The 19,475-nt window shown below is 69.4% G+C and carries 18 protein-coding genes and 1 pseudogene; 7 read left to right on the top strand and 12 right to left on the bottom strand.

Annotation, left to right across the window (positions count from 1 at the left end):
- Positions 1 to 41: 41 nt before the first annotated feature.
- A complete protein-coding gene (locus AB0H86_RS09355) occupies positions 42 to 749 on the bottom strand; it encodes a phenylalanine--tRNA ligase beta subunit-related protein (protein ID WP_362434936.1) in 708 nt (235 codons plus the stop codon).
- Positions 750 to 864: 115 nt separating this feature from the next.
- Between AB0H86_RS09355 and AB0H86_RS09350 the strand changes: the two genes are divergently transcribed.
- Positions 865 to 1,449, top strand: coding sequence for an XRE family transcriptional regulator (locus AB0H86_RS09350; protein ID WP_362434933.1), 585 nt, complete (start codon positions 865 to 867; stop codon positions 1,447 to 1,449).
- Positions 1,450 to 1,492: 43 nt separating this feature from the next.
- Complete coding sequence (locus AB0H86_RS09345; protein WP_362434931.1) at positions 1,493 to 1,897, top strand: hypothetical protein; 405 nt, start codon at positions 1,493 to 1,495, stop codon at positions 1,895 to 1,897.
- 433 nt (positions 1,898 to 2,330) lie between these two features.
- On the opposite strand, the gene AB0H86_RS09340 is transcribed toward AB0H86_RS09345, so the two are convergent.
- Positions 2,331 to 3,605: an alginate lyase family protein gene (locus AB0H86_RS09340; RefSeq protein ID WP_362434928.1), complete on the bottom strand. Its 1,275-nt coding sequence runs from the start codon at positions 3,603 to 3,605 to the stop codon at positions 2,331 to 2,333.
- Between the two features lie 47 nt (positions 3,606 to 3,652).
- Positions 3,653 to 5,374 carry a glycosyl hydrolase family 28-related protein gene (locus AB0H86_RS09335; protein ID WP_362434925.1) on the bottom strand — a complete coding sequence of 574 codons (1,722 nt, stop codon included), beginning with the start codon at positions 5,372 to 5,374 and terminating at the stop codon, positions 3,653 to 3,655.
- A 378-nt stretch (positions 5,375 to 5,752) separates the two neighbouring features.
- Here AB0H86_RS09335 and AB0H86_RS09330 point away from each other — a divergent pair, with 378 nt between their 5' ends.
- Positions 5,753 to 6,433 (top strand): polysaccharide lyase family 7 protein, encoded by a 681-nt coding sequence (locus tag AB0H86_RS09330; protein ID WP_362434922.1) that lies wholly within the window; start codon positions 5,753 to 5,755, stop codon positions 6,431 to 6,433.
- Between the two features lie 66 nt (positions 6,434 to 6,499).
- On the opposite strand, the gene AB0H86_RS09325 is transcribed toward AB0H86_RS09330, so the two are convergent.
- Complete coding sequence (locus AB0H86_RS09325) at positions 6,500 to 8,824, bottom strand: glycoside hydrolase family 95-like protein (RefSeq protein WP_362434919.1); 2,325 nt, start codon at positions 8,822 to 8,824, stop codon at positions 6,500 to 6,502.
- 318 nt (positions 8,825 to 9,142) lie between these two features.
- On the bottom strand, positions 9,143 to 10,468 hold the full coding sequence (locus AB0H86_RS09320; RefSeq protein WP_362435273.1) for a DEAD/DEAH box helicase: 1,326 nt from the start codon (positions 10,466 to 10,468) through the stop codon (positions 9,143 to 9,145).
- 403 nt (positions 10,469 to 10,871) lie between these two features.
- Here AB0H86_RS09320 and AB0H86_RS09315 point away from each other — a divergent pair, with 403 nt between their 5' ends.
- The 3 genes from AB0H86_RS09315 to AB0H86_RS09305 all read left to right on the top strand — a co-directional run bounded on the left by AB0H86_RS09315 (position 10,872) and on the right by AB0H86_RS09305 (position 12,706).
- On the top strand, positions 10,872 to 11,717 hold the full coding sequence (locus AB0H86_RS09315) for an RNA polymerase sigma factor SigF (protein WP_362434917.1): 846 nt from the start codon (positions 10,872 to 10,874) through the stop codon (positions 11,715 to 11,717).
- Between the two features lie 122 nt (positions 11,718 to 11,839).
- Positions 11,840 to 12,010 carry a hydrophobic protein gene (locus AB0H86_RS09310; protein WP_362434914.1) on the top strand — a complete coding sequence of 57 codons (171 nt, stop codon included), beginning with the start codon at positions 11,840 to 11,842 and terminating at the stop codon, positions 12,008 to 12,010.
- A 165-nt stretch (positions 12,011 to 12,175) separates the two neighbouring features.
- Positions 12,176 to 12,706 (top strand): GNAT family N-acetyltransferase, encoded by a 531-nt coding sequence (locus AB0H86_RS09305; RefSeq protein WP_362434911.1) that lies wholly within the window; start codon positions 12,176 to 12,178, stop codon positions 12,704 to 12,706.
- A 196-nt stretch (positions 12,707 to 12,902) separates the two neighbouring features.
- Here the strand turns inward: AB0H86_RS09305 and AB0H86_RS09300 are convergent, their stop codons facing one another.
- Complete coding sequence (locus AB0H86_RS09300) at positions 12,903 to 13,592, bottom strand: GAF and ANTAR domain-containing protein (RefSeq protein ID WP_362434908.1); 690 nt, start codon at positions 13,590 to 13,592, stop codon at positions 12,903 to 12,905.
- 259 nt (positions 13,593 to 13,851) lie between these two features.
- Here AB0H86_RS09300 and AB0H86_RS09295 point away from each other — a divergent pair.
- Positions 13,852 to 14,077: pseudogene (locus AB0H86_RS09295) on the top strand (glycosyltransferase); the annotation flags it as partial.
- A gap of 78 nt (positions 14,078 to 14,155) precedes the next feature.
- On the opposite strand, the gene AB0H86_RS09290 reads toward AB0H86_RS09295, so the two are convergent.
- The 6 genes from AB0H86_RS09290 to AB0H86_RS09265 form a co-directional block, all read right to left on the bottom strand.
- Positions 14,156 to 14,743 carry a helix-turn-helix domain-containing protein gene (locus tag AB0H86_RS09290; protein ID WP_362434905.1) on the bottom strand — a complete coding sequence of 196 codons (588 nt, stop codon included), beginning with the start codon at positions 14,741 to 14,743 and terminating at the stop codon, positions 14,156 to 14,158.
- Positions 14,744 to 14,775: 32 nt separating this feature from the next.
- A complete protein-coding gene (locus AB0H86_RS09285; RefSeq protein WP_362434903.1) occupies positions 14,776 to 15,945 on the bottom strand; it encodes an aminotransferase class I/II-fold pyridoxal phosphate-dependent enzyme in 1,170 nt (389 codons plus the stop codon).
- 24 nt (positions 15,946 to 15,969) lie between these two features.
- Positions 15,970 to 16,767, bottom strand: coding sequence for an SDR family NAD(P)-dependent oxidoreductase (locus tag AB0H86_RS09280; protein WP_362434900.1), 798 nt, complete (start codon positions 16,765 to 16,767; stop codon positions 15,970 to 15,972).
- A 121-nt stretch (positions 16,768 to 16,888) separates the two neighbouring features.
- On the bottom strand, positions 16,889 to 17,893 hold the full coding sequence (locus AB0H86_RS09275; protein WP_362434898.1) for a biotin-dependent carboxyltransferase family protein: 1,005 nt from the start codon (positions 17,891 to 17,893) through the stop codon (positions 16,889 to 16,891).
- Entirely contained in the window at positions 17,890 to 18,627 is a 738-nt protein-coding gene (locus AB0H86_RS09270; RefSeq protein WP_362434896.1) for a carboxyltransferase domain-containing protein, read from the bottom strand. Before AB0H86_RS09270 ends, AB0H86_RS09275 begins: the two co-directional genes overlap by 4 nt.
- Positions 18,628 to 18,646: 19 nt before the next feature.
- Positions 18,647 to 19,453: a 5-oxoprolinase subunit PxpA gene (locus AB0H86_RS09265; RefSeq protein ID WP_362434893.1), complete on the bottom strand. Its 807-nt coding sequence runs from the start codon at positions 19,451 to 19,453 to the stop codon at positions 18,647 to 18,649.
- Positions 19,454 to 19,475: the final 22 nt, after the last annotated feature.

The following is a 19,475-nucleotide window of genomic DNA, read 5'->3' as shown; positions in this document are numbered from 1 at the left end:
CAGTTTGCTGGGCCGGCGTCCGTCGGCCGGAGTGCGGTAGGTCAGATGGCCTGGGGGTGTGCGGGGCTGAGGTAGTGCACGGCGGTCTGTGCCGTGTGCGGGGTGAGCAGGCCCTGCAGTTCCTCCGCTGCGACCTTGAGGAGGTCGCCGTCGCGGGTGGCATGGAGGGTTTCGAGGACGAAGACGACGTGTGCGGAGTCCTCGGTGACGCGGGTGCGGTGGGCGTCGCGGTGGTTCCAGTGGCGGGTCAGGACCCCGGTGGTGTCCGCGTAGATGATCTCGCCGGCTTTGGGGTTCTCGACGGTGTCGGGTTCGCCGAGCGGGGTGAACTCCTCGGTGCCGTCCGCATATCGGATGTCGACGTCGCCGGTGACGTGGTCGAGGTCGAACGCGCCGGCGGGCAGGCCGTGCCGGACGGAGACGGCGTTGTAGGAGTCGACGGCCGGGTTGATGCGGGGCAGACTGCCCTTCTTGGCGAGGCGGCGGCCGAGTGCGTCGACGCTGGGGCGGATGCGGCGGGGGTTGGTGCCGAAGGAGCGGTAGGCGGTGTGCCAGGCCTCGATACGGGGGTCGGTCTCGTCGGCGGGATGCCAGGTGGTGCCGTCGGCGAGGTGTCGCTCCAGGTCCTCCAGGGCCGCGGTGGTGTGGGGCCAGGGTTCACGGCCACGCAGGCCGGTGGCCGTGACCAGGGCGATCAGGGTGTCGGGGAAGGCGTCTGCGACGGCGGGGGCGATACGGAAGGCGATCACGGCACATCCTTTACTATCATTGGAACGACTGCACCGTACAATGTAACGACCGGCCTGTGTCAACCAACCGACCGTGCGGTGCATTGTGATGGTGGGTGGCGAGGATGGAGATCAGATGGTCGAGACAGCTGAGGCCCTGCGGACGGTCGCGCACAACGTCCGGGCTGCCCGCACCCGGGCCGGCCTGTCCCTGGATGAACTCAGCCGACGCTCCCAGGTCAGCAAGGGAGCCCTGGTGGCACTCGAGAAAGCCCAGGGCAACCCCAATCTCGCCACCCTGGTGCGGCTGGCCGACACCCTCGGCATCTCGGTGTCCGCCCTGATGCAGGGACCGCCCGAAGGCCGCGTCCGCGTCGTGGCCGCCGACGCCGTGGCGCCCCTGTGGACCGGCGACCGGGGCAGCGAGGCCCGGCTCATGCTGACGACCTCGGGCCCGGCCCCGGTCGAGGTCTGGCGCTGGCGACTGGAACCGGACGAGGAATACCCCAGCCAGCCACACCAGGCCGGAGTCGTGGAAACCGCCAGCGTCACCTCGGGGCGGATGACCCTGATCGTCGACGGCACCGAACACACCGTGGAAGCCGGCCAGACCGCCACGTTCGACGGCGACGCCCCGCACACCTACCGCGGCTCCGGCACCGAAACCTGCAGCCTGATCATGACGGTCCACCTGCCGCCCGGCCCTGCTCCCACGACCTGACCCGCGTGGCGCGGGCGGGAACTCCGGCACTAACTTGGGCGGGATGAGATCCGGAATCCGTGGCGTGTTACTGGTGCTGTTCCTGCTTCCGCTGCTGTGGGGCTTCGTCACGCTGCTGCGAGGCGCGGCGTCCTACGGCGCCCCGGAGTGTCCCGGCCTCCAACTGGGCGCGGACGGCGAGTCACACCCTGGCCCCATGCGGCCCGGCTTCACCTGCAACGTCGACTACAACGACAGATCCGGCTCCGGCCGCTCGACGGCCACGAGGACGTACGAGCAGCAGAAGTACGCCCAGGTGAAGGCCCGGATCGGCCACTTTGAGCGGGGCATCCTCTACACGGCCTACGGCGCGGCGGGGTTGACGACCATCGCCGCCGCTCACGGACCCTACCGGCTGCCGTGGCGCCGGGAAGGCCGACGGTCGGAACACCCATCGAAGGTTTCTTGACGCCGGTCGAGGATCCGGCGGGCGGCGTCGGCATCCGGCGCCGCCCATGGTCCGAGAGACCGGGCCGGGACACGCACGGGTGTCGGCCCCCGCGGGGCTCACCGGACTGCGAGACCTCGACGGCCGGCGCGAGGGCGAGGTCGTCGACTGCCTGCCCGGCACGAACGTCCTCGCACGACGCATTGCACTGCCCGTACTCGTCGGCCAACTCCCGCACAGGGAGCACTGGTTGAGGTGGGGATGCTCGGTGCCCCGGGTGGACACGAAGCCGAGACGGCCTGGCGAGAGCCCCCGACCACCGCACATCCGACGACTGGAGACGGGACATGAGGCGACAGGACCGCGACGACCGGGGCCGGGTGGCGGGACACGGAACCCCGCCGCCCGGCCCCGCCGCGTTCCCGCCGTGTACCGGCGCCTGCCTTGCCGGGCCTCAGCCCGCGATGGAGTCCAGTTGTTCCGCCGCCGGGCGCAGGGCCCACAGATCGCCGCCCGGTGGCTCCTGAAGCGAGGGGACGGCCCTCTGTGCCTGCCTGTCGCCCGCGTCGGCGGCCGCGTGCACCACGTCAGTGGCCGCATAGCGGTAGAACTCAAGCTCCGGATGCGGCCAGACGGCGGCTCCCGTCGCGGCGGGCAGCAGGTAGTCCACCGCCTTGAACAGGCTCTGCCCGTCCGGACCCCGGTACGTCCACAGGTTCACACCGACGTGCCGGCCGATGGCCGCGAGCCGGGTGTAGGCGACAAGGTCGAAGGTCGAGTAGTGCCAACTGCGCGTCCGGGCCAGCTCTTGGGGCTGGCTGCCGTCGGCGGCGATCTGCGGGGCGATGCGCGCGCTCCGCGCGTTCAGGACCGTTCGGCGGGCCAGGTCCTTGTCGCCGGTCGCGTAGGCGAGGGCGGCGACCTGCATGTCGTAGAAGGTGCCGTGGTTGTTCGCGGCGGCGCCCTCCTGCTTGCCGAAGTCGCTGTTCTTGAGCCAGTCGAGGAAGTCGGTGTTCCACTTCGCCATGCCGGTGCGGTCCGTCCTGGTCCAGCCGGCGGCGCCAGTGTCCAGGACGGCGAGCGCGTCGAGGACGCTGGTGTACGACTGCGAGAAGTCGATGATGCCGATGGCGCGGCCGTCGTACTTGCAGGGGATGAACTGCGCGTGGTTCAAGTTCGGGTTCATCCTCGTGGCCGGATCGAGGAACCAGGTGCGCAGGATCTGCCCGGCCTTCACGGCGTACCGCTTCTCGCCGGTGTAGTACCAGGCCAGGGACAGGTCGTACGCGGAGTCGAAGACCTTCTCGACGTCCTGGCGGTCGGTGCCGGTGTCGACCTCGGGGTTGCGCTCTCCGTCGCGCTGCACATACGGGCAGCCCCACGGGTTGTCGGAGGTCGGCGGCGTGGAGGGCCACCAGTACGGGGCCTGGCTGAGGTAGTCGTGGACGTCGCCACCGGGTGCCGGCCTGGGTTTGTCGACGACCGTCCAGGGACCCTGGTTCAGCCAACTGTCGGCGCGGGCCGTCAACGCCCGGGCGGTTCGCCGCAGTTGTGGGTCGCCTCGGTCCAGACGGATCTTTGTCTGCTGCAGGCGGGTGCCGTCGAGGACGGTGGTGTGGGGGGCCTTGGGCGCCGGGTGCGCCACCCTCGCCGAGGCAGCGGGTACGGCGCCGGCGGTGAACGCGGCCAGGGCCGCGAGGAGGACACCCAGGCGGGGGCGAACGCTCATAGGTCAACTCCGATCGCGTATGTGAATGAGTCGTCTTCTGTCGCGGCCTACAGCCCGCGCTGAGCCTCATACAGGTTGTGCGGCCGTACCGCGCCAGGACTGCCGTACAGTTCCAGCCGCGCGTGCAGGTCACCCGCGAAGTCGGGGACGTCGATCTGGTCGAACTCCCTGACCTCGTCGATACCGACGGTGGCGGAGTACGGAGCCAGAGCGTCGATCTTCATTAGGCCCGCCCGGCCGTTGGTGACGCGGATGTTCCAATGCGTGAAGCGGGCGCCGAACAGGGGACCCGCGCTCGCGTCACCACCGTGACGGCCGTTGTTGTTCACGGTGATGTCAGTGCGGACGTTGGCGAAGGGCATACCGCGGTGGCTGTCGAACGTCCCCATCCGCATGTCACCTCGCGACCACACGTTGTGCGAGGACAGCCCCTCGACGTTGATGCCGTGCAGTTGGGTGTTGGGCTGCGCGGGGCTGGTGCGCTCCTCGATGGCGAAGTCCTCGATGAGGTTGTCGTGTGACCCCTCGCGGCAGAAGTAGGGATGATGGGAGCCGCGTCCCGCGACCCGCGTCCGGCGCAGGGTGCAGGCCGACGCGGCCACCAGGCCGAAGCCGTTGTCGACATGACGGACCGTGACGTCGTCCACCCAGCAGTCGTACGCGCACTGCAGGACGACGCCGTTGTACCCCTTGTCGAGAAGGTGCTGCTGCTGGGGTGTCTCCACGGCCTCCAGCGTCAGGCCCTCGACGCCCGAACCCGCCAACTCCGTTACGTGAGTGGTGAGTTGGGGGCCCCACTCCGGGCGCACATCGAGCGGGAGGGGGCGTTCCAGCGTGACCCTCCTGCCGTGGACGCGAGCGATGCGCACCGGCCACTCGTAGGGGACGTACGAGGTCAGCTTCGTCTTGTCGTCCCAGTAGTACGCCTCGGGGCCGGGCCCTCCGCCCGCCATGTGCTCCAGCAGTGTGTGACCGGGGTCGTCGGCGAGCCGGAGGAGGACCAGCGCGCCGGGACGCAGTCTCGCGGGGTCGGTGACCGTCACCGTCCAGGAGCCCTGCCGGGCCGGGGCGACGCCGGTGAGCGATCGCCATTCATCACGCCGGTTGCCGGTCCAGCCCTCGAACGGCCATGCCTTCGCCCGGATCGCGGCGGTGAGGGAGTTCCAACGGGCCTCGGGCGCCAGCCAGATGAGGCCGCCGGCCCAGGACCAGGACGACTTGTCACCGCCGTAGCGGGAGCCGTAGACGCCGATCAGCTCGGTGAGGCTGCGCGTCGCGTACAGCGTGGTGCGGCCACTGCCGGCGCCGCGCAGGACGACGTTCGAGTGGCCGACGCGTATGACGTCGTCGATTCGGAAGGTCCCGGACGGGATGAGGACCGTGCCACCGCCGGCCCTGCCGACAGCGGCGATGGCGCGGTTGATCGCGGGGGCGGAGTCGGTGGTGCCGTCGGCCCTGGCCCCGAAGGCGCGTACGTCGAACAGGCGGGGGCGGCGGGGGAATCGCACCGCACCGCCGCGGTAGCCCGCCCGGCCGACGTAGGGGATCTGCGGATGGGTGTAGGGGGTGTGTGTGAACTCGCGCCACAGGCGCGGGACTTGCGGCTGCGCGGCGGGCGTGGCGGGTGTGGCGGGCGTGGCAGCGGCTGTGCCGCCGCCCGCCACACCCGCCACGGCGCAGGCCACCACGGCCGCGGCACTGCCCAGCAGGCCTCGTCTCGTGATGCCGGCGTACCCGTCTTCGCTCTCGCTGCCGTGTACTTCGCTCATGTCCGCTCGCCCCTCCACAGGAATTCATGTAGATGAACAACGTTCATAGCTATGGTGGGCATGAGCATGCCATGACCCTCCCGGGGTGGGAAAGGGGCGTGCAGGGCCGAACTCGATCGCGGGACCGGTGGCCGGGTCGCCGATACATCGGGTGTATCGGCGACCCCGGACACTCGCGGCCTTCATGGTCGCCTCAACAACCTTGGCAGAAGTCCTTGACTCCTCCGATGTATTGGGGTTCCCTGCGTTCGCATTCGTCACCTGATCCGGTACGTACGGAGGCATCCGCGACGACGAGGTGGTGAACTTCGACGACCCCGGTCTCCAGGCGACGGCCGACACGATCGACCCTCACCAACTCCCTGGAAAGGACACACGATGAACAGGAGATCCGTCTTACGGACCGGGGCCGGCCTGCTGGCCGGCGGCGCCGCACTCGCCCTGCCCAAGGTCCCGCTCGCCGCCGCGGCGCCGGTCGCCGACCCGACCGACGGCTGGACGCAGACCTCGTTCACGTACAGCTGGCAAAAGCCCTGGAACCTCGACCTCAGCGACCGGCACAGCGACAGCGGCGGCGTCCACCGCATGTGGGTGTACGCCACCGACGAGCCGTTCGAGGAGGACAGCTCCACCGACCCGCGCACCGAGATGCGCTGGAAGGTCGACTACAAGACGGGCAACCGTATGTGGGACGCCGACGTCTACCTCCCGTCCGGCACCGACGGCGCCTCCTTCGTGCAGATCCTGCGAGGCGTCCACCCCTCCGGCACCCCCGCCACCGACATCATGCTCAACGTCTACAACACGGGTGGTGGCACCGTGCGGCGCTACGACGGCACCGTGCTCAAGACGAACGCGTACGACACATGGTTCAACGTGAAGATCGCCCACCAGGCGAGCAGCGGGACCGGGACCATCAAGGTCTACTTCGACAACTCCCTCGTCCTGACGGTCGACGACCGGGGCCCCGCCACCCGCTACTTCAAGAACGGCGTCTACAACCACGGTTCCGGCCGCGTCGAGGCCCGCTTCCGCAACATCCGCTACTGGACGAGGTGACGTGGGAGTCGACGCCCACCCCGGCAACGTCTACGTTGCCGGGGTGGGCGAAGGCGGCGCGTCGGCTCAGTCCGGCAGTCCCCACGGCTTCGCGTCGCCGATGGCCGGCACGTCACGCGGGACCAGGTCCGGGTTGCTGCCGCGCGGGAGGACGACGGCCGATTCGCCCCGGCCGAGCGGGATCTGGATACGGTCGGGCCCCGTCTCCCTGTACCGCAGCCGCCGCCCGCGCTCGTCCCGTACGTCGATGGCGCCGTCGATGCCGTGCCGCAGCACGAGCGGGGCGCCGCCCTCGCTGTGCACACGCACCCATCGGGTCCGGCCGCCTGATCGGTTCGCGTCGATGAGGAACGCGCCCTGGGTACGCAGCCCTTGGACCGACAGGTCGGGCCAGCGCCGTGACACGGAGGGGAAGACCCGTACGACGTCGCCGTGGCTCTGCACGGCCATGTCGAGGACCGACTGGGCCGCCGTCAGCGGGCTCTCGACGGCCAGGTTCCCTCCCTCCACGTACATGGTGTTCTCGGTCATCCACGCGTTCTTGATGACATTGCCGTCGGTGAAGAAGGTCAGGAAGTCGAGGGCCTCCTCAGGCCGTTCCATCAGGGAGGCCATCGAGGACGCGGCGGCGTAGCTGTAACCGGCCCACAGGCTGCGGTCCTTGACCCAGTGGTCGAAGGTCGTCCGCATGGTGTCCCGGTCCAAGGGCCGGTCCCAGCTCAGTTCGTGCAGCGGGAAGAGCCACAGCATGTGCGAGAAGTGCCGGTGGGACTCGGTGAGCGGCTTTCCGGCGCCGATGGCGACACCGGTCGCGTCACGCGGGTAGTCCACCAGGCGCTGGAGGATCTCGCGCCAGCGTCCGGCGCGCGGATGGTCCGTACGGAGAAGGCGCAGGCAGTCGAGGAGAGTGGCGCAACCCCAGCGGATCAGGGAGAGGTCGTATGTGCAGTCGGTGGCGTCCGCCCACTCGGGCGACCGGGTCAGCGGCAGGTGCAGCTTTCCGTCGCCGCCCTCGTACAGGAAGTGGTCGTAGAAGTTCACCGCCTTGACGAGGATCGGGTAGAGGACATCACGCACGATCGACAGGTCCATGGTGTGGCGGTAGCTGAGCCAGACGTTGTGCATGGCCCAGAGGAGATTGCCGTTGTTGTCGGTCTTGGTGGAGGTGCCGGGGATGCCGACCGTCTTGGCGCCGGGGCGCAGCATCCAGTCCGAGGGGTGGGCCAGGGCGTAGGTCTCGCCGTCCTGGTACTCCGGAGGCACGGAGAGCGGCAGGTACTTCTCGAAGTTCTTGAAGGTCGAGGTGACGGAGTCGAGTTCGGGGTGATGGGATCCCTGGATCAGCCAGGTGGCGATCTGCACGTTGAGGTTCCACCAGACGGCGCTCCAACTGCCGCCTGTCTCCGGGTACCACGGCCCCCACTCGGACATCGAGGGCCCGCCGGCGCGGGTGGCGCAGGCGGCCTTGTAGAGCTGGATCCAGTAGAAATCCTGAATGCGTTTGTCCGGTACCGACACCAGGCTGCGCCTGTAGAAGCGGTGCCACCAGCCGCGGTGGTCGCGCACCAGCTCGTCCGGGTCCCCGGACAGCGTGCGGGCGACTTCGGCGACGGCCAGTTCCGTTGTGCGCGACAGGTTCTCGGGGAAGCGGTAGACGATGTGCGCGGCCAGCAACCTGCCACTGCCGACGCGCCGTTCACGCCAGGCGGTGGTCCATCCGCCGCCCGCGATCAGCGGCTGCTCGACGTAGTGGGTGGCGCCGGCGGATCCGGTGCGGGGGTCGGGGTTGCCCGTGTAGTCGGCGGGCTTGTCCTTCTCTCGCGGCGAGATGGCGGGCAGCCAGGTGAACGACCAGGCCGCGGTCTCCTCGCCGGCACTGGGCCGGGTGGAGATCAGCAGCGCGGTACGGGCGTTGTGCACCAGCATCGAGAAGCGGACGCTGCCCCGGGTGGTGGTGACGGTACCGTGCAGCTCGGCGTCCCAGATGTCCAAGGTCCAGTCGACGCCGGTCACCTCGCCGGCGAGTGTGAGGTCGAAATGCCCTATGGGTAACCGGGAGAATCCGTACGGAGCGCGCCACTGAGGTCGCTGGTCCTGCACCTGGCTGTGGCTGACCATGACCTTGACGGAGTTGGCCTTCGCACCTCGGTAGACCTGCACACCGAGCAGACCGTTGCCGAGGAAGGGGCCGTCCTTCCAGTCGCCGGGCATCCGCCGCCACCGCAAGGCGGCAGCCCTGGCCATCCGTTCGTACAGGTCCTTAGCCTCTCCCGGCGACGAGGACGCCGCCCAGGCGGTGCCGGACCCGGTCGACCAGCCCCCGGCGGCGACCGCGGCCGCCGAACCGATCACACCTCTTCGAGAGATCCCGTTCCCTGGTCTCACGGTCACGTAGGTGCCTCCCGTTTCTGGTTGTGAACTCCCAGGCATAGTGCAGGCCCTTGGAGCGAAAGGGGAAGACCTCCGACGTATCGGAAATCAGGGAGGGTCGTACGAGCAGGTCAGTCGAGGGAGCTCGGCTGCACCCCCTCGCTGAAGGCGGCAAGTGGACCGATGTCTGCCGATGGCAGCTCGGTGACCGGCCCGGAGGTGAACGATCCGCTGACCGCGACCCTGGAGGGCCTTTACACGCCCGACCTGCCGGCCGCGGTGACGTACCGCGCCGCCGTTGTGGGAAGCCCCGGCGACGTACCGCTGCCCGCCCCGACGTCAGCGGCCTTTGCGGACCCGCGCCGCCGCCCGGGCTTCCGCGGTCTTGCGGGCCTCGGCGGTTTTGCGGGACTCCTTCGCGGGGCGGCCCGCACGGGTGCCGAGGCCGCGGAAGGGGACGTTGCCGCTGCTGCTCTTCGCCCCTGCCGGCGGGCGTTTCGCCCCGGTGATGGCGGTCAGCTTCTCCTCGCCGGAGCGCACCTGCGTGGTCGTCGGCCGGATCCCGGCGTCGGACATCATCCGGTTCACGTCGCGTCGTTGGTTGGGGGTGACCAGGGTGACCACGTTTCCTGACTCCCCGGCGCGTGCGGTGCGCCCCCCACGGTGCAGATAGTCCTTGGCATCGGCCGGCGGGTCGACATTGACGACCAGGTCGAGTGCGTCGATGTGAATGCCCCGCGCCGCGACATTGGTGGCCACCAGCACGGTGATCTCACCGTCCTTGAACTGGGCGAGCGTGTGCGTGCGCTGCGGCTGCGACTTGCCGCTGTGCAGGGCACCGGCCCGTACACCACTGGCCCGCAGGTGACGGGCGAACTGGTCCACGCCGGCCTTGGTGTCCAGGAACATCAGTACCCGGCCGTCCCGTGCGGCGATTTCGGTCGCGGTGGCGTACTTGTCGGCGGCGTGGATGTTCAGCACATGGTGCTCCATCGTGGAGACCGAGCCCACCACACGGTCGACAGATGTCAGGACCGGGTCGTGAAGGTAGTTCCGCACCAACTGGTCGACGTTACGGTCGAGAGTGGCCGAGAACAACAGCCGCTGCCCGTCGGAGCGGACCTGGTCCAGGATCTCGGAGACCTGCGGCAGGAAACCCAGGTCGCACATCTGGTCCGCCTCGTCCAGCACCGTGATCCGTACCTGATTCAGGTGGCAGTCCCGGCGCGACACCAGGTCGGCCAGGCGCCCCGGCGTCGCGATGACCACCTCGGCTCCGGTCCGCAGCAGCGCCGTCTGCCGGTTGATCGACAGTCCGCCGACGACCGTCGCCAGTCGCACGTTCAATGTCCGCGCGTACGGGGCCAGCGCGTCGCTCACCTGCTGTGCGAGTTCCCGGGTCGGCACCAGGACCAGCGCCAGCGGTCGCTTCGACTCCGCTCGCAGGCCTGCCGTCCGTATGAGCAGCGCCAGCCCGAAAGCCAGCGTCTTGCCGGAGCCGGTCTGTGCACGGCCGAGGACGTCGCGGCCGGCCAGCGCGTTGGGCAGGGTCGCCGCCTGGATCGGGAAGGGCTCTGTCACTCCAAGGCCGACCATCGTCGTCATCAGCTCCGACGGCAGCCCGAGTGCCTCGAAAGAGACGGCAGGCGGCAGTCCCGGGGTCATCGCCGACGGCGTCGGGAGTTCGTTCTGCCGTGTTGTCGCCCGTTGCGGCTTGCCGGCACGGGGATGTTCAGGCGGCGAGGACTTCGAGTTCATGGGGAACCTTTCTGATCTGGTGCCCCGGAACGTGCCGTTGCCCGTACCCCTTGGCACGGGCTCCGACGATGTCGAAGCGTGCCCGTATTTTACCCGCGGGCACCCGGCCGCCGACCGGTCCAGGCGTCCCGTACACCACACGCGGGGTTCGGTCCCCGCTCGGTGGGCTCGGCCGAAGTGTCCCTCCTCTCAATCGTGTCCTTTCGTGGCAGTGCCGGCATGGATGCGAGGTGAGGGGGTAGTCGCGCGGCGGCGTCGGCTGCAGTCAGCCGGCAGCGCCGGTTGGTTTCGATAGTGGGAGGGGTATGTCATGGCGCTCAGGAGCGTGACAGCATCGGATACGCAGGCGCACGAGTTGCCGGAGGTCGCCGATCCGTCTCGCGTGGCGCCGAAGGATGCCCGCGAGCTGTCCAGGCTGTTCTTCGACCAGCTCGCGGTGCTGGAGGAAGGCACACCGGAGCACCAGTACGCGCGGAACACGCTGATCGAGATGAACATGTCTCTGGTCCGTTTCGCGGCCGGCCGCTTCCGTAGCCGCGGGCCGGAGGAGATGGAGGACATCGTCCAGGTCGGCATGATCGGCCTGATCAAGGCGATCGACCGGTTCGACCTCTCCCGGGAGGCGGAGTTCACCTCCTTCGCCATCCCTTACATAGTGGGTGAGATCAAGCGGTTCTTCCGCGACACCACCTGGGCCGTACACGTGCCCCGCCGGCTGCAGGAAGCCCGCGTCCAGCTCGCGCGCGCCACGGAGGAACTGCGCAGCCGTCTGGGTCGCATCCCGACGGTGAAGGAGCTGTCGGAGCTGATGAGCCTTCCCGAGGCAGAGGTTCGCGAGGCCCGCCTCGCCTCGAACGGCTACAACTCCTCCTCACTGGACGCCACCATCAGCGGCAGCCAGGACGGCGAAGCGGCGCTGCAGGACTTCATCGGCGCGGAGGACCAGGCTCTGGAGTTGGTGGAGGACTTCCACGCCCTGGCCCCGCTGATCGCCGAACTCGACGAGCGGGACCGGCGCATCATCCACATGCGGTTCGTGGAGGAGCTCACCCAGGCCCAGATCGGCGAACATCTGGGCGTCTCGCAGATGCAGGTCTCCCGGCTGCTGTCGCGCACCCTCGCCCGGTTGCGGGAAGGCATGCTCACCCAACACTGAGAGGCGCCCGGAGCGGCGCGGCCACACAGCCGCGTGCCCCGGCTTTCCCTTCATAAACAAGGCGTCATCCGCGAATGGCGGTGAAATGGCGGGGCAAACGGACGGTCAGGAGGTTGATAACAATGGTTCCCCTGCTTCTTGTCCTGCTTCTCGCGGTAGTCCTTTTCGGTGCCGGCTTCGCCGTCAAAATTCTGTGGTGGGTGGCAATCGCCGTCCTGGTGCTGTGGCTGCTCGGCTTCGTCATGCGCTCCACCGCCGCCGGTGGCAGCCGCGGCCGCTGGTACCGATGGTGATCTGATCCAGCGCACCCATCCCTTCGTCGGGCTCGACCGTCATGACGGTCGAGCCCGACGCGTATGCCTGGCCTGCTGGCAGCCGGTTGATGGTGCGTCAGCCCCGCACCCGGGCCAGTGGAATTACCTGATGACGGTGGAGGCACAGGTGCTAGCGTCGCTCGCATGCCTGAACTCATCGCCCCCACAGCCCAGTTGCATGCCTCATGGCGGGCGGCGCGTGACGAGTGGTCTCCAGGTGCCCACCAGGACGGGGGCGGCCTGCGTCTCGCACCGGATGCCGACCTCGACAGCCCAGAGGTTTTCTCGGAGTGGGTCGAGCGACTGCGACAGCAGTCGGACAGGTCGGTCGCCGTGGGAAAGGAGCGCGTCCACGCCACCCACTGGTGGATCGTCGAGGGCGGCGACTATCTGGGAGCCATCGATCTCCGGCACTATCTGAACGACTTTCTGCTCGATGTGGGCGGGCACATCGGCTACAGCGTCCGGCCCTCCTTCCGGAGACGCGGCTTGGCGACGTGGGCCCTTGGTTCGGTTCTCCCCGAGGCCCGGGCGCTTGGACTGGGCCGGGTTCTCGTCACCTGCGACGATGACAACATCGGATCGGCGCGCAGTATCGAGCGCAACGGTGGTGTCTTGGAAGACGTCCGCACCACCGACGCGGGCATCAAGCGCCGCTACTGGATCACTCTGTAAGCGGCGGTGCGTGACCTGGTCGTACCTGGTAGCCACGGTCTACGGCGCCCCTGCCCACTGTCTGACCAGGAACTCAGGTGTGGATGGGGTGGGACGGGGGACTTGGTCCACAGGTCGGGTCGGCATTCCCATGGGGTTAGCCCGGCTCAGGTTCCTCTGGTTCAGACAATGTGCCGGGGGAGCCGCCCGCTGGAGGTCACGAGAGGCTGCCCTTTTCGCAGACGAGTCGGGCGACCTCACGAAGCTTGATGTTGTTCTCCTGCGAGTACCGGCGCAGCACGTCGAACGCCTGCTCTTCGGTGAGGTGGTGGCGGCCCATGAGGATGCCCATGGCCTCGCCGATGACGTGGCGGGTGGCGACGGCGTTCTCCATCTGGGCATGGGTGCGGGCGCTGGAGAAGGCGATGGCCGCGTGGGAGGCCAGCAGCCACCCGGCCAGCTCGCTGGCCTCGGTGAATGCGCTGGGTTTCCGGGAGTAGAAGTTCAGCGCGCCGAGGTCTGTGTCGTCGGTGAACAGCAGGAAGCCCATCATGCTCCCTATGCCGAGGGCCTGGGCCTGCGGGGCGTAGGCGGGCCAGCGCGGCTGCTCGCCGGTGAGGTCGGCGATGCGGAAGACCCGCTCTCCCTGCGCGGTGTTGGCCGCGTCGAAGCACGGCCCTTCACTCAGCCGCTCCTGTAGCTGATCACTGTCGATGACCAGCCGGTCGGTGGGGGCGAGAGTCTCCACCTGATCGCCGTGCAGCACCAGGATGCCGGCCGCGTCGCAGCCGTCGACCAGTTCCGTGGCAGATGCCGTGATCCGCTGGAGTGTGGCATTGACCGAATCCTGCGCGAGGAGGTCCCGCGCCATCGACGCCATTGCCTGTGCGAACCGTCTCCAGTCCACTACGTCCTCCACGTTTCATCCGGTCTGGGCCACTCTCATACCCAGTTTTTCACGCGAGCCTCATGAGTTGTCGGTAACAGACGCCGGCTGCAGAGCGGGGGATCGGGGCGGCGGTGGGAGTGGCGGATCTGTGGCGCCGGGGCAGCCGTCTGCGAGAACCGCGTCATCTGCTGGAAAGCGCTCGCGCCACTGCGTCAGGAGTCGGCCAGGCACGCCGTCCCCGCAGGGCGAGACCGCCAACCGGCGAGGTCAACCACGCACCACGACGACGGCGGCCCGGGCCGGCGCGCCTCAGGTGGTGGTCCCCTCGCGGACCAGCCGTACTGGGCCCGCCGGGTCGCCGAGCCGGGCATCGGCGCGGCACATCCGAGACCCGCGCACGAGCCAGGGCCGTGGCCGGCGCAATCCGCACCGACGGGGCGATGGTGGCCGCGAAACCGCTACTCGACGCGGTCGGCCAGGAAAGGCCGCCCGTGCCCGCGTGAACCAAGCGGAAGCGTCGAGCCGGGCAAGTCAGGCACCGACGGGACAGCACCGGCCGCCGGGACCATCGCGTCGGGAGTTCACTCGCCCCGCTGCCGCTCCGCCGCGGACCAGCCGATCAGCGCGCCGCGCAGTGCGGCCACGAGACGTGTCGCGGCCTCGTCCTCGGTGCGTCCGCTCTTGATGAGGTCGAGGATGTCGCGTGGGTCGAACAGCACGTTCCACAGGTAGAGGGCCTCGTCCCCGAGGTCTCCGAGGCCGAGTTCCTCGGTGGTCTGCCGCAGTGGCTCGGCGAGTGCCTGGGCCTGCGGGGCGAGGTAGCCGGTCCCCTCACGCAGCCGCTCCAGGTAGCCGCGGTGCGAGCGCATCTGGGCCATCGCGCCGCCGTGTTCGAGCACGAGGGAGACCCAGCAGCGTGACACCGCCTCCAGTCTCACCATGCCCCGCGTGGTCTGCCGTGCGCTGAAGTCACGTAGTTCGGAGCCCACTTGGGCGCGGAAGGCGTGCAGGACCGCCTCGACGGAGGGGAAGTGCCGGTAGGCCGTCGCGGTGGACACCTCGGCGTGTTTGGCGATCTCGGCCAGACTGACCGGCGTCGGCGAGTTCTCGAACAGGCGCGCGGCAGCCTTGATGAGGTGCCTGCGGTTGCGCTCGGTGTCACTGCGCATGGGTCGACTCCCCGTTGCGTGCGGGACGGCGTTCACTGCAGAGCCGAGAGGCCACGGGCCATCCGGCGCACGCCCTCGGTGATGGACTGTGAGCTGGCAGCGTACGACAGCCGGAGGTGCCCCTCGCCCTGGGCCCCGAACTCGCTTCCGGGCCGGACGGCGACACCGTGTGTGCGCAGCGCCGCGACCACCTCCACGGAGGGCAAGTCGACCTCGTAGCGCGGGAATTGGTAGAAGGCCCCTTCCGGCGCGCTGAGGGTGAGGCCGGGGATCGCGGCCAGTTCCGCACGCATGACCTCGCCGCGCCGCTCGTACGCGGCGCGCATGCGGGCGATGTCTTCCGCGCAGCTCTGCACCGCGACGAGCGCGGCGTCCTGGATGAAGGTGTTCACGGAGCCGTTGAAGGTGTTGTGGATGCGCGCGGACGCCTGGATGAGCGGCGACGGTCCCCAGAGATAGCCCACGCGCCAGCCGGTCATCGCGTAGCTCTTGGAGAAGGTCTGGCAGTAGACGGTGCGGTCGCGCAGGCCGTCGATCGAGATCGTCGAGGTGAACGGCCGGCCGGTGTAGTCGAGGTCGGAGTACGCCTCGTCGGAGATGACGATCGTGGAGGTGCCGTCGAGCAGCTCGGCGAGCGCGTCGAGTTCCTCGCGGCTGTGCACGATGCCGGTGGGGTTGCTGGGGTTGCAGAAGACGAAGAGCTTGGCATCCGTGAGGGCGTCGGCGAGCCGGTCGAGGTCCCAGTGCAGGTCCGGCGCGAGCGGGACCGGTACGACGGTGCCTCCGGCCATGCTGACCAGGTCCCCGTAGAGGGAGTAGGTGGGGTCGGGGATGACCACCTTGTCACCGGGGTCGACGATGCCGAGGATCGAGGCGGCGAGCCCGGCGGTTCCGCCCTGGGTGATCAGGATGTCGGAGGCGGAGACCGGTGCCCCGGCGATGCCCGTGAGCTTCTCGGCGAGCGCTTCGCGCAGGGCCGGTTCGCCGAGCAGCGGTGAGTAGTGGGTGCGTCCGGCGCGCAGCGAGGCCTGGGCCGCCTCGGTCACCTGCTGGGGTGTGTCGAAGTCGGGTTCGCCCATGGCGAGGGAGACGAGGTCGGCTCGGGACTGCGGTTGCTGCGTCCGGCGGGAGGCCGCCGCGATCCGGGTGACGGCCTCCGCGGCGGCGAACAGGGGCGGCTGCGTGGTGATGGTGGGGGGCATGCGGGCCTCCTGGTAGCGGGATGGTCAGGGCTGTGGTGCGGCGTCGGCGGGCGCGCCCGCCCAACGGCTGATCTCCAGATCGGCGGAGGTGTCGCGCTGTCGGGTGGGGGCGACGACGATCTCCTGGAGGACGACGCGCTGGGGCAGGGTGACGGCGAGGCGGATGGCCTCGGCCACGTCCTCGGGTTGCACCATGCCGGCGCGTTCCTCCGGCGCCGGGGGCCGGGCGCGGTTGTCGAGGATGGGGGTGTCCGTCTCGCCGGGCAGTACGGTGATCGCCCGCAGCCCCTGGTTGCGGAAGGTGTTGTGCAGGAACGTCATGAAGTTGCGGACCCCGGCCTTGGCCGCGCCGTAGGCGGCACCGCCGAGCAGGTTGGGGTTGACGGCGGCGAGCGAGGAGACGGTGACGATCGTCCCGGTGCCGCGGCCGAGCATGTCGGGGAGTACGGCCTGGGTGAGCTGGAAGACTGCCGTGAGGTTCACGTCGAGGACCTGGCGCCACTCGTCGTGCGGGAGCCATTGCGGGTTGAGCACCGTCGAGGCGCTGCCCGCGTTGTTGACGAGGACGTCGACCGGTCCCAGTTCGGCGTGGACCCGGTCGAGGACCCGTGTGACGTCGGCCGCGAGGGCGATGTCCGCGGCGATGGCGAGGGCTGTGCCGCCCTCGGCGCGGATCGTGGCCGCGACGTCGTCGAGTGCCTCCTGTCTGCGGCCGACAAGCACGACGGTGGTGCCGTCCCGGGTGAGCAGCCGTGCGGTCTCGAGTCCCATCCCGCTGCCCGCTCCCGTGATGAGCGCGGTCCTGGCGGCTGACGTCGTCACCGTTTCCCCTCCATGACTGACTTCACGACCGCCTTCACGACTGATTCCACGACTGACTCCACGACTGCTCCTGACTGACCCCGACTGATATGATATGAGCTACTCACTTGAGAATATCTTCTCATCTTGTGCGGGGCAAGGGTGTGGTGAAGCCGAGAGCGCCAAACGCCTCCGCTGTCGCATGTCCGAGTGCGCGCACCTCCGCCTCGCGCCGCGCGAACCGGCGCAGTGAGCTCTCGCGTTCGGTCCAGCGAAACCGCAGCTCCCGCCCCGGACCGGCCTGCCCGAGCACGGGCAGGGACGCCCGCGAGGCGACACCGACGATCGGGTAGCCCGCGGTCAGGCTCCGGTAACGGCCGAGCACGATCAGCTCGTCCGCGTGCGGGATCTGCAGCGCACCGATGGGCACCCCGTGCGACACGATCTCGGCGTCCGTGTCGGGGTGGAGAACCGGCCCGTCGAGCCGTAGCCCGACGTGATTGGAACGGGTGGTGACGACGTAGGTCGCCTCCTCGATCACCTCACGGATACCGGGGATCGCGTGGATCCCGTGACTCGCGACGACATCGACGACCCAGGGCCCGTCGTCGAAGCGCGGGACCGGAACCGGAAGCCGGAACAGCGTCGGCTCGAACAGCCGGCGGCTGAACCCCCGGAACTCCGTGTCCAGCAGGACGCGCGAGCCCTGGGCGACGACCTGCCCGAACCCCATCCGGGCGTCCGGGGCCGCGCTGCCCAGCAGGGTCTCCGTGCTGAGCGCGCCGTTCACGGCCAGATAGGTACGGGCCCCTCGGTTCACGTCCCCGCGTACCCGTACCTCGTGGCCCGCCGGCACCACCAGCGGCGACCAGCTTTCGACGGGCCCGCCGCCCACGGTGACCTGGGCGGGGGCGCCGGTCACGGTGAGCAGGACGTCGGCGTCGGGCACGAGGGCCAGTTCGCCTCCGAGGTTCTCGATCAGGGTCGCGCCGCGAGGATTGCCCACGAGGAGGTTCGCGACGGACGCCGAGTGCTGGTCGGCCGCGCCGCCGGTGGGGACGCCGCGCCGCTCCGTGTCGCTACGGCCGAGGTCCTGGAACGTGGTGACCCATCCGGTGCCGGTGATGTCGAGCGCCACGGTCCTCATACGGGCTCCTCCACCGGCAGCAGGAAGCCGGCGTCCAGTACCGCGGCCTCGTCCCGGGTAACAGGGACGAAGCGCACGATGTCGCCGGTGGCGAACGAGACGGGGTCCGGTCGGGAGATGTCCACGATGGTGTGCGGGGTGCGCCCGACCACACGCCAGCCGGTCGGGCCGGGGAACGGCTGGATGATCGCGTTCGTGCCGGCGATCATGATCGCTCCGGGGGCCACGTCGGTCCGGGGCTCGGCGCGTCGGCGAACCGGCCTGGGCACCTCGAGTCCGTCCATCATCGGGGCCATCGCCGCGCCCAGGAGGGAGATCGTGAAGGTGGACTTCGCGATCGCCTCGACGACCTCGGCGGGGGCCAGCCCCACCTCCTCGGCGACGGACACCAGATCGGGACCGGTCTCGTCGTCGAAGACGACGGGAACCGCGAACTCCCGCACCGCCCGCGGGCGTTCCGCACCGTCCGACGGTTCCGGGGCCCATCGAGCCAGCAGGCGTGCCGTGTGCTCCACGTGCTGGAGCGCGGTCCGCAGCGGGTCGAACTCGATGAGCAGAGACTCGAGACCGGAGACGACGTCCAGCACGCCGTGGGGGCGGTGTGCCAGGAACCGGTCGCGGAAGGCGACGATCCCGGACCTGCGGACCGCCTGGTCGGTGTGGGGGATGGTCACCATCACCGCCGAGTCCCCGAAGGGCTCGACGGTGACGGCGCCGTACTGTGCTGTGGTCATCGCCTGGTGCGCTCGGCCCTCAGTGGGCGAGCGCGACCTCCGCCTTCTCCGCCAGGACGTCCCGCAGGCCGGCGACGCGGATGTCCGCCGCCCCGAGCGCGGCCCGCAGCGCGATGCCGTTCTCGAGGACGGTCGGGTGGTCGCCGTGCAGGAGCAGTACGTCGGCGTCGTGGCCGAGGGGCACGACGTTGCCGTCGACCGAGCGGACGGTGCCTTCCCGCACGACCTGGACCGAGCGTCGGCCGATGAGCTCGGGGTCGTGGATCAGGCCGCCCTCGTGCGAGCGGGAGACGGGCATGCCGTCGTCGCCGTATCCCCGGTCGGCCAGGAACACGTAGCCGACCTCGAGTCCGCGCTTGCGTGATTCTTCGGCGAGCAGACCGCGCTGACAGATGACGACGTAGTCGGTGTTGTACGCGGCGACCGCGTCCGTGATGGCCCGCGCGTGCTTGGCGTCGGTCTGCGCGATCGAGCCCATGCGGCCGTGCGGGGCCACATGACTGATCGTGCCGCCGTGCACCCTCGCGAAGGCGTCGAGCGCGCCGAGTTGGTAGAGGACGTCGGTGCGGATCTCGTCCTCGGTCGCCTCGATGAGCCGGCGGCCGAAGCCGACGAGGTCGGGGTATCCGGGGTGAGCGCCGAGTTCGATGCCCCGCTCGACGCAGTCGGCGACGGTCCGGTCCATGATGCGCGGGTCGCCGGCGTGGAATCCGCAGGCGATGTTCGACGAGGTGACGAGGCCGAGCAGAGCGCTGTCGTCGCCGATCGTGTAGTTGCCGAAGCTCTCACCCAGATCGGCGACGACGGCTACGGAGTTGATACCCATGGTGTCTCCTGTGGGGGGTGTT

This window comes from Streptomyces sp. NPDC050997, from assembly GCF_040660135.1.
Lineage (GTDB): Bacteria > Actinomycetota > Actinomycetes > Streptomycetales > Streptomycetaceae > Streptomyces.
Note: the sequence above shows the minus strand (reverse complement) of the source record. Positions and strands in the feature narration are given on the sequence as shown.

Coding starts and splice junctions, on each gene's coding strand:
- AB0H86_RS09350 (WP_362434933.1), top strand. CDS start 865: ATGGTCGAGACAGCTGAGGCCCTGCGGACGGTCGCGCACAACGTCCGG.
- AB0H86_RS09345 (WP_362434931.1), top strand. CDS start 1,493: ATGAGATCCGGAATCCGTGGCGTGTTACTGGTGCTGTTCCTGCTTCCG.
- AB0H86_RS09340 (WP_362434928.1), bottom strand. CDS start 3,605: ATGAGCGTTCGCCCCCGCCTGGGTGTCCTCCTCGCGGCCCTGGCCGCG.
- AB0H86_RS09335 (WP_362434925.1), bottom strand. CDS start 5,374: ATGAGCGAAGTACACGGCAGCGAGAGCGAAGACGGGTACGCCGGCATC.
- AB0H86_RS09330 (WP_362434922.1), top strand. CDS start 5,753: ATGAACAGGAGATCCGTCTTACGGACCGGGGCCGGCCTGCTGGCCGGC.
- AB0H86_RS09320 (WP_362435273.1), bottom strand. CDS start 10,468: ATGACCCCGGGACTGCCGCCTGCCGTCTCTTTCGAGGCACTCGGGCTG.
- AB0H86_RS09315 (WP_362434917.1), top strand. CDS start 10,872: ATGGCGCTCAGGAGCGTGACAGCATCGGATACGCAGGCGCACGAGTTG.
- AB0H86_RS09310 (WP_362434914.1), top strand. CDS start 11,840: ATGGTTCCCCTGCTTCTTGTCCTGCTTCTCGCGGTAGTCCTTTTCGGT.
- AB0H86_RS09305 (WP_362434911.1), top strand. CDS start 12,176: ATGCCTGAACTCATCGCCCCCACAGCCCAGTTGCATGCCTCATGGCGG.
- AB0H86_RS09290 (WP_362434905.1), bottom strand. CDS start 14,743: ATGCGCAGTGACACCGAGCGCAACCGCAGGCACCTCATCAAGGCTGCC.
- AB0H86_RS09285 (WP_362434903.1), bottom strand. CDS start 15,945: ATGCCCCCCACCATCACCACGCAGCCGCCCCTGTTCGCCGCCGCGGAG.
- AB0H86_RS09275 (WP_362434898.1), bottom strand. CDS start 17,893: ATGAGGACCGTGGCGCTCGACATCACCGGCACCGGATGGGTCACCACG.
- AB0H86_RS09270 (WP_362434896.1), bottom strand. CDS start 18,627: ATGACCACAGCACAGTACGGCGCCGTCACCGTCGAGCCCTTCGGGGAC.
- AB0H86_RS09265 (WP_362434893.1), bottom strand. CDS start 19,453: ATGGGTATCAACTCCGTAGCCGTCGTCGCCGATCTGGGTGAGAGCTTC.